Annotated in this window: 6 protein-coding genes and 3 tRNA genes; 8 read left to right on the forward strand and 1 reads right to left on the reverse strand. The window is 72.2% G+C overall.

Annotated elements, in window-relative coordinates:
- Nucleotides 1–221 precede the first annotated feature (221 nt).
- The 8 genes from F9B16_RS48380 (at nucleotide 222) to F9B16_RS48415 (ending at nucleotide 4,201) form a co-directional block, all read left to right on the forward strand.
- Nucleotides 222–626: a DUF6292 family protein gene (locus F9B16_RS48380; protein ID WP_151547011.1), complete on the forward strand. Its 405-nt coding sequence runs from the start codon at nucleotides 222–224 to the stop codon at nucleotides 624–626.
- Nucleotides 627–844: 218 nt separating this feature from the next.
- Nucleotides 845–1,216: an SEL1-like repeat protein gene (locus tag F9B16_RS48385; RefSeq protein WP_151547012.1), complete on the forward strand. Its 372-nt coding sequence runs from the start codon at nucleotides 845–847 to the stop codon at nucleotides 1,214–1,216.
- A gap of 84 nt (nucleotides 1,217–1,300) precedes the next feature.
- On the forward strand, nucleotides 1,301–2,167 hold the full coding sequence (locus F9B16_RS48390) for a cellulose binding domain-containing protein (RefSeq protein WP_151547013.1): 867 nt from the start codon (nucleotides 1,301–1,303) through the stop codon (nucleotides 2,165–2,167).
- Nucleotides 2,168–2,189: 22 nt separating this feature from the next.
- The gene (locus tag F9B16_RS48395; RefSeq protein ID WP_151547014.1) at nucleotides 2,190–2,954 is read left to right on the forward strand and encodes a fumarylacetoacetate hydrolase family protein; all 765 of its coding nucleotides are present in this window, start codon (nucleotides 2,190–2,192) and stop codon (nucleotides 2,952–2,954) included.
- A 53-nt stretch (nucleotides 2,955–3,007) separates the two neighbouring features.
- Complete coding sequence (locus F9B16_RS48400; protein ID WP_151547015.1) at nucleotides 3,008–3,640, forward strand: DUF2461 domain-containing protein; 633 nt, start codon at nucleotides 3,008–3,010, stop codon at nucleotides 3,638–3,640.
- A 103-nt stretch (nucleotides 3,641–3,743) separates the two neighbouring features.
- A tRNA-Gln gene (locus F9B16_RS48405) sits at nucleotides 3,744–3,815 on the forward strand.
- Between the two features lie 22 nt (nucleotides 3,816–3,837).
- Nucleotides 3,838–3,910 (forward strand) — tRNA-Glu (locus F9B16_RS48410).
- Between the two features lie 218 nt (nucleotides 3,911–4,128).
- Nucleotides 4,129–4,201 (forward strand) — tRNA-Glu (locus F9B16_RS48415).
- Between the two features lie 91 nt (nucleotides 4,202–4,292).
- Here the strand turns inward: F9B16_RS48415 and F9B16_RS51920 are convergent.
- Nucleotides 4,293–6,792: hypothetical protein (locus F9B16_RS51920; protein ID WP_225992631.1), on the reverse strand; the 2,500-nt coding region annotated here is incomplete at its 5' end.

A 6,792-nucleotide genomic window follows, 5' to 3' on the forward strand; every position in this document is an offset into this window, starting at 1 on the left:
CGGGCCCGCGGGCCCGCCGGTCGAGCCCGCGCCGGCGCCCGCCGCGATGCGGGGTCGCGGCCCGCCGGTGACCGTGTCCGCAGTGACGGGGGAGACGGAAGGGAGGTATGGGGTCAACGGGTTAGTTCATGCTGTCCTCACGAGCAGAAAGTTTCGCTGAAACAGGACATAAGCGACCGATTCCCTCATACTGCAATCAAGCGGAAGAGAGGGATGTGCTAGTGACCGGCCACGTTCGCCCCCAGGCCCACCCGGACCCCCACGTCGACGCCACCCGCGGATACATCACCATGGTCAGCGACGCGCTCCAGGCCTCGGGAACGCCCCTGGCGGACGTGTGGCTCGACCCTTCCGACCCCCGTGACGCCACCTTCCTGCTCGGCACGCGCGCCGTCGTCTGGACCGAGACCGACGGCTTCGTCGCCGGCGAGTTCGTCTCCGGCGCCCCGGGCGTCCGGACCGTCCTGCGCGACCCCGTCGCCCTCGGCGGCGGCGCGCTGCCCGACCCGCTCGCCCTCCCGGCCCTGCTCACCCGGGCTGGCACGGGCGCGCTCGTCCGGCCGCGCTCGTACGAGGACGGGCACGACGGCTTCGACGACGCGCTCGCCCGGTACGACCTGGGCTGACCGTACGACCTGGGCTGACCGGGACGATCCGAGCCGGGGCGGCCTCGTCCGAACGGACGAGGGGCCTTGCTGTGCTGACCGGGCGTTTCGCGGATATTTCCACCAAACCGGCTAAAGCGGTGGCGGATTTCGGGCGGCGGCGCCACCATGGGTCGCGCACGGCACGTGTGAGGTTCCCGCGCGCCGCGGTCCAGTAGCCGAACCACCGGAGTGATCGCATGCCTGTCCGACCCTGGAGTCCCGAGGACCTCGGGCGTCCCACGGACGGATCCTGGGCCGACGTCGCCTTCGGGCTGGGCGAGATCTACGAGTGCGAGGGCGACCTCGGGCAGGCCGCCGACTGGTACCGGCGGGCCGCCGAGTCCGGGCACGACGCGGCGGCGCTGCGGCTCGGCGCGGTGCTCGGCCGGATGGCCGACGACGGCGCCGACGGGTCCGCCGAAGACCTGCTCGCCGAGGCCACCCGCTGGCTCAGCGGCGCGCAGGACATCGCCACCCCCGGCGCGATCGAGCTGATCACCGACATGCTCAACCGGCACCAGCGGCAGGCCGCGCGCCGCGGCCTGGAGCCCGCCGGCCAGCAGTGCTGACCGTACATTTCCGGCATTCCCGACGAACCTGATCGCCGCGCCCGCCGTCGGACTCCATGTGACCGTCCACAGGGAGGGCGAGCAGTGAGCGGCGACGAGCCCGGCTACGTGCCTCCGGACCACACGTCCACCGTCGAGTTCGCCCGTCCCGCGCCGCCGGCCGCCGGGGAAGCCGAGAAAGCGCCGGTCGAGGTCGCCTCGGCAGATCCGCCGCGAGACACCCCCGGCGAGCCCGAGCCCGAGCCCGAGCCCGAGGCCGTGGTCGTGGACCCGGATGCGACGGCGCCCGATCCGCCGGCGCCCGACCCGGGTGACCGGCGGATCGCGGGACCGCCCCCGGCGGCGATGGCGCCGCCGGGGCTCGCCGGATCCGCGCCGAAGCCGCCGCATGGGAAGGGCCCGGTGTGGCCGCAGCGCTTCGCGGTCCTCCTCGCGCTCGCCGCGGCCGTGCTGGTGATGGCCGTGGCGCTGGCAGCGGTGTCGCTGCTCAGCGGAGACGGATCGGACGGCGGCGACGACCCTGACCTCCGCGCGCCCGCCACCCGGACGCCGGGCAGCCGGGCCCCGGGCAAGAGCCCCGCCGCCAGCCCGACGACGCAGCGGCCCGGAGCGCGACCGGCCCCGCGCGTCGGGACCGTGGTGACCGGCAACGGCATCACCTACCAGGTCGTCCAGCGGGACGACGGCTACTTCGAAGGCCGGTTCGTCATCACCAACCGCACCGGACGGCCCATGGCCGCCTGGCGGCTGAGCTTCGACGCGCCCGGCGCCGACGTCCGCACCGTCTGGGACGCGCGGCTCGTCCGCGCCGGCGCCCATCCGGTGATGCAGAACGCGGACGGCGCCGACCCGATCCCGCCCGGCGGCACCATGGACGTCCAGTTCGGCGCGTCCGGCACCCCGGCCATGCCGGGAGCGTGCCTGCTCAACGGCGCCGCGTGCGGGTTCTGAGCCGCGTACTAGGCTTCCGGCCATGCGTATCGCCAGGTTCTCCACCGACGAGGGCATGTCCTTCGGCGTGGTGGAGGAGAACACCATCGCCGCCGTCGCGGCCCACCCGTTCGGCGACCTGACCTTCACCGGGCAGCGCTTCCCGCTCGCCGACGTCCGGCTGCTGGCCCCGATCCTGCCCAGCAAGGTCATCGCGATCGGCAAGAACTACGCCGACCACGCCCGCGAGATGGGCGGCGAGCCGCCCGCCGAACCGGTGATCTTCGCCAAGCCGTCCACCGCGGTGATCGGGCCCGGCGAGGCGATCGCCTACCCGGAGCGGCTCTCCGAGCGCGTCGACCACGAGGGCGAGCTCGCCGTGGTGATCGGCCGGATGTGCCGCGAGGTCCCCGCGGCCCGCGCCGCCGACGTCATCCTCGGCTACACCTGCGCGAACGACGTCACGGCCCGCGACCTGCAGAAGAAGGACGGGCAGTGGACGCGGGCGAAGGGCTTCGACACCTTCTGCCCGCTCGGCCCGTGGATCGAGACCGAGGCCGACCCGTCCGACCTCGCGATCTCCACCACGGTGAACGGCGAGGTCCGCCAGGAGTCGCGCACGTCGCTGCTGCTGCACGACGTCCCCAGCCTGGTCGAGTACGTCAGCCAGGTCATGACGCTGCTGCCCGGCGACGTCATCCTCACGGGCACCCCCGCGGGCGTCGGACCGCTGCAGGTCGGTGACGAGGTCACGGTCACCGTCGAGAACGTCGGCTCCCTCACCAACCGCGTCGTCGCCCGCGACTGACCTCGCTGTCGTACGGCGTCCCTAAGCTGGGGACGCCGTACGAAGGGGAGGTCATGACGTTCACCGGCTTCACCAGCGAGGCGTTCGAGTTCTACGAGGGCCTCCTCGCCGACAACAGCAAGTCCTACTGGACGGCGAACCGGCAGGTCTACGACGAGCACGTCCGCGGCCCGCTGGCGGACCTGTGCGCCGAGCTGGAAGAGGAGTTCGGCGCGGTCAAGCTGTTCCGCCCCTACCGCGACGTCCGCTTCAGCAAGGACAAGACGCCCTACAAGACCCATCAGGGCGGCCACAGCGGCGGCTACTACGTGCAGATCGACGCCGACGGCCTGATGGTCGCCGGCGGTATGTACGCGCCGACGCCCGAGCAGCTCCGTCGCTACCGGGCCGCCGTCGGCGCCGACGCGTCCGGCAAGGAGCTCCAGTCCATCGTGGACGGCCTGCGCGCCACCGGCCTCGAGATCGCCGGGGACCGGCTGAAGACGCGCCCGCGCGGCACCCCGGAGGACCACCCCCGCCTCGACCTGCTGCGCCACCGCTCCCTCTACGCCCACGAGGGCTGGCCCGCCGACCCCTGGATGGCGACGCCCGAGGTCGTCACCCGGGTCCGCGACGCCTGGCGGCGCCTGCGGCCGCTCGTCGAGTGGGGCGACGAGCACGTCGGCCCGCCCGACTTCTCCCGCTGATCACGCCCGCTCCGGCAATCGTTTTGGCCGCTGACCCGCCGTCCTGTATTCTCTTCGAGGCGCGAGCGACCAGCCGGAAACGGCCGGGAAGCCCGTACCGCACTGGGGTATGGTGTAATCGGCAGCACGAGTGATTCTGGTTCACTTAGTCTAGGTTCGAGTCCTGGTACCCCAGCTCCGTCCACCTTCGTGGACAGGCCCCCGTCGTCTAGTGGCCTAGGACGCCGCCCTCTCAAGGCGGTAACGGCGGTTCGAATCCGCTCGGGGGTACGTTCGCTCAGAGCGGTGTGCTCGTCGGTCTCCGGCCGATGTCGCCACCGCTCTTGGTGTTTTTCCAGGAAGGCGACCCCTGGAATCCCCGGTGCGCGGCTCCGCCGCGCGAGCCGCCGGGCGCGCCGGTTCCGGAGTGAAATTCGGTTCGAGGTGGGGTCCCGGGTCCGGTAAGCTGGGCGAGGCCCGAGCGGGAGACCGCGGAGGCTCACAGTCCGGCCCCCGTCGTCTAGTGGCCTAGGACGCCGCCCTCTCAAGGCGGTAACGGCGGTTCGAATCCGCTCGGGGGTACATCAGGGAAAGACGACCGCGGATCCGTTCGGGCCCGCGGTTTTCTGCTTTCCCGGGGCCCGTCACCGGCCACCCGTCGCCGGTCACCCGGTCACGAAGCCCGGCGCCTGCGGCCGGAACCGGTGCGGAGGCCGAAGACCACCACCACGAGCGCCACCACGATGATCGCCGCGACGCCGGTACGCCCGTTCGCGAACGCCCGCACGGTACCGGACGTCCGGGACCACAACCCGTTGCCCGGCGACGTGTCGGTCCCGCCCAGCCAGATCGAACCGTCCGCGGCGGACGCGGGACGGGACGCCGACGCCCGCACCGTCCGCGGCAGCCCCGGATGCTCCCGGTCCATCCGCGCGGCGTCGACCGGCGTCATCGGGATCTTGCTGAAGTCGACGCCGCCCGTCACGACGCGCGTCCGCATCCGCACGCCGCCGCGCTCCACGGTCCGGGTGAAGGTGAAATCGCCGTTCTGGATGGAACGGACGTAGGAGTCGTAGACCTGCCGGGGCCGCCACCCGTCCGTGAGCTGCGCCGAGCCGAGGTCGCCCGAGCCGATGAGGCCGTCGAACGACGTGCGGTGGCCGTCGCCGTGCCGCTTGCGGATCCACTGCGCGACGACGCGGGCCAGGAACGCGCGGCGGATCGGCGCGTACGCCGGATCGGTGTTGACCGCCTTGGCGACCTCCGGCACGATCAGCGTCTGCTCCAGCCGCTCGCTGCGCGCCTGCGTCGCGGGGTCGGTCGTGCAGGACAGCTTGCCGGTGTCGCCGATCTCGGTCGCCTGGGCCTTCACCGCGAGGTCCGCCTTCAGGATGTACAGGGACGAGCCGTCCTCGCGCACCTCGACGTCGCCGGGCACGATCCACAGCCGTGTCTCGGCGCAGGGCTTGTCCGAGGCGGCCTCCATCGCGTCCCAGTACTTCGCCCCGACCCCGGTGTTCGGGTCCAGCAGCTTCCCGGCGGTGCGCTTCATCTGGTAGTCGGCGTCGAGCAGGGCGCGGCCGGCGTTCGTCCGCCCGAGGGCCGGGTCGATGATCCGGTCGGGTTCGGCGGGGTTGAGGTTGACCCAGAACCTGCTCGGGTCCAGCACGAGCCACGTCCGCAGGTCGGCGTTGCCGGCGGCGACCGCGTCGAAGCCCGACCCGACGTTCTGCACGACCCCGGGGGCGCCCGGGCGGCCGGAGAAGGCGTACTTCACGTGGCCGCCGTCGTCGGACATGTAGCGCATCTGCAACGTGGAGAAGTCGACGCCGCCGAGGTCACTGGACATGAGGCCCTTGATGAGCCCGCTCTCCTCCTCGCCGTCGCACGGGTCCTTCAACGGGAACGCCGCCGGCGCCGCCGCCCGCAGCCCGGGGACCGGCAGGATCATTCCCGTCACGGCGCACGCCTGCTTCTTCTTTTTCTGGTCGTCCTTCTTGGCCGCGTCGACGCGTTTCTGGACTTGCGCCGGGCCTTCGCCGTACTTGTTGAGGGCCTTCCGCGACGCGTTCACCTTGTCGGCGACCTTCGGCTGCTCCTTGTAGCGGTAGTTGAAGTCCTCCTCTTTGAGGATGTCCATCGCCTGCTTGCGCGCCGCGGTGAGCAGCTGCACCTTGGCCGCCGGCTTGGTTCCCGCGACGCCGGTCTGGTAGGTCGCCTGGAGGCCCTCGGCGATGGTGGTGAGACGGCCGGCCCACTCCAGCGCGGCCGCCTCGTCGTTCCGCGCCAGCGCCTCGTCGGTGCGGTGCAGGACGCCGAGCAGGTAGTCCGTGCCGATGGCGAGGCCGCCCATGGTCTGGGTCGGGACGATGTAGTCGGCGTCCTTGGCGACGGCGCTGCACTTCGAGCCCGACTTGTTGCCGCAGGGCTGGTTCGTGACCAGGTCGCCGGCGGAGAGCGCGGTCTCGGTGATCTTCACCTGATCCAGCCGGCGGGCCCGCTGCAGTTCCGTCCGGTACGCGGCGCCCTCACCGAGCTTCCTGAGCCGGTCGTCGAGCTTCCGCAGCGACGCCTTGATCTGCGCCGGCGTCTTCCCGGCCTTCAGCGCCGCCTCGACGTACTTCGCCTTCACCTGGGCCTTGAGCGCCATGATCTCGGCGTGCAGCGCGAGGAGGCCCTGGTTCTTGCCCGGTGCCTGCGACCAGTTCCGTCCGACGGTCTGGAGGACGGTGCCGTTCGGGACGATCTTCTTCGCCGCGAGCAGCTCCGCGTAGAGGTCCGGGTCGGTCTTCTTGATCGTCTGTGCCGCCACCACCTGGACCTCGGTGGCGGCCTCCTCGTTCTGCCCCCAGTTGTCCCGCAGGATCTGGTCGACCTGTCCGGCGGCCGCCGGGGACACGTCGGGCAGCGCCAGCCAGGTGGCGGCGTAGGTGGTGTTGAACTCCGCCAGATAGCCGTCCTTGACGATCTTGTCGAGGATGACGCGGCCGCGGGCCGTCCAGAGCAGCGAGACGTTGCCGAGGTCGGGTCCTCCGCCGGACGCGGCCGGGGCCGTCCAGGCGGCCGGTGCGCGTGCGGCCGAGGGGGCCGTCCGGGCCGCCGACGCGCCCGGGCTCGCTGCGGCGAGGGCGACCAGGGCCGCCAGCAGGAGGGCGGCGAGCCGGCGGCCCGGA

It is taken from the genome of Actinomadura montaniterrae (assembly GCF_008923365.1).
Classification (GTDB): Bacteria; Actinomycetota; Actinomycetes; order Streptosporangiales; family Streptosporangiaceae; genus Spirillospora; species Spirillospora montaniterrae.

Coding starts and splice junctions, on each gene's coding strand:
- F9B16_RS48400 (WP_151547015.1), top strand. CDS start 3,008: ATGACGTTCACCGGCTTCACCAGCGAGGCGTTCGAGTTCTACGAGGGC.
- F9B16_RS48385 (WP_151547012.1), top strand. CDS start 845: ATGCCTGTCCGACCCTGGAGTCCCGAGGACCTCGGGCGTCCCACGGAC.
- F9B16_RS48395 (WP_151547014.1), top strand. CDS start 2,190: ATGCGTATCGCCAGGTTCTCCACCGACGAGGGCATGTCCTTCGGCGTG.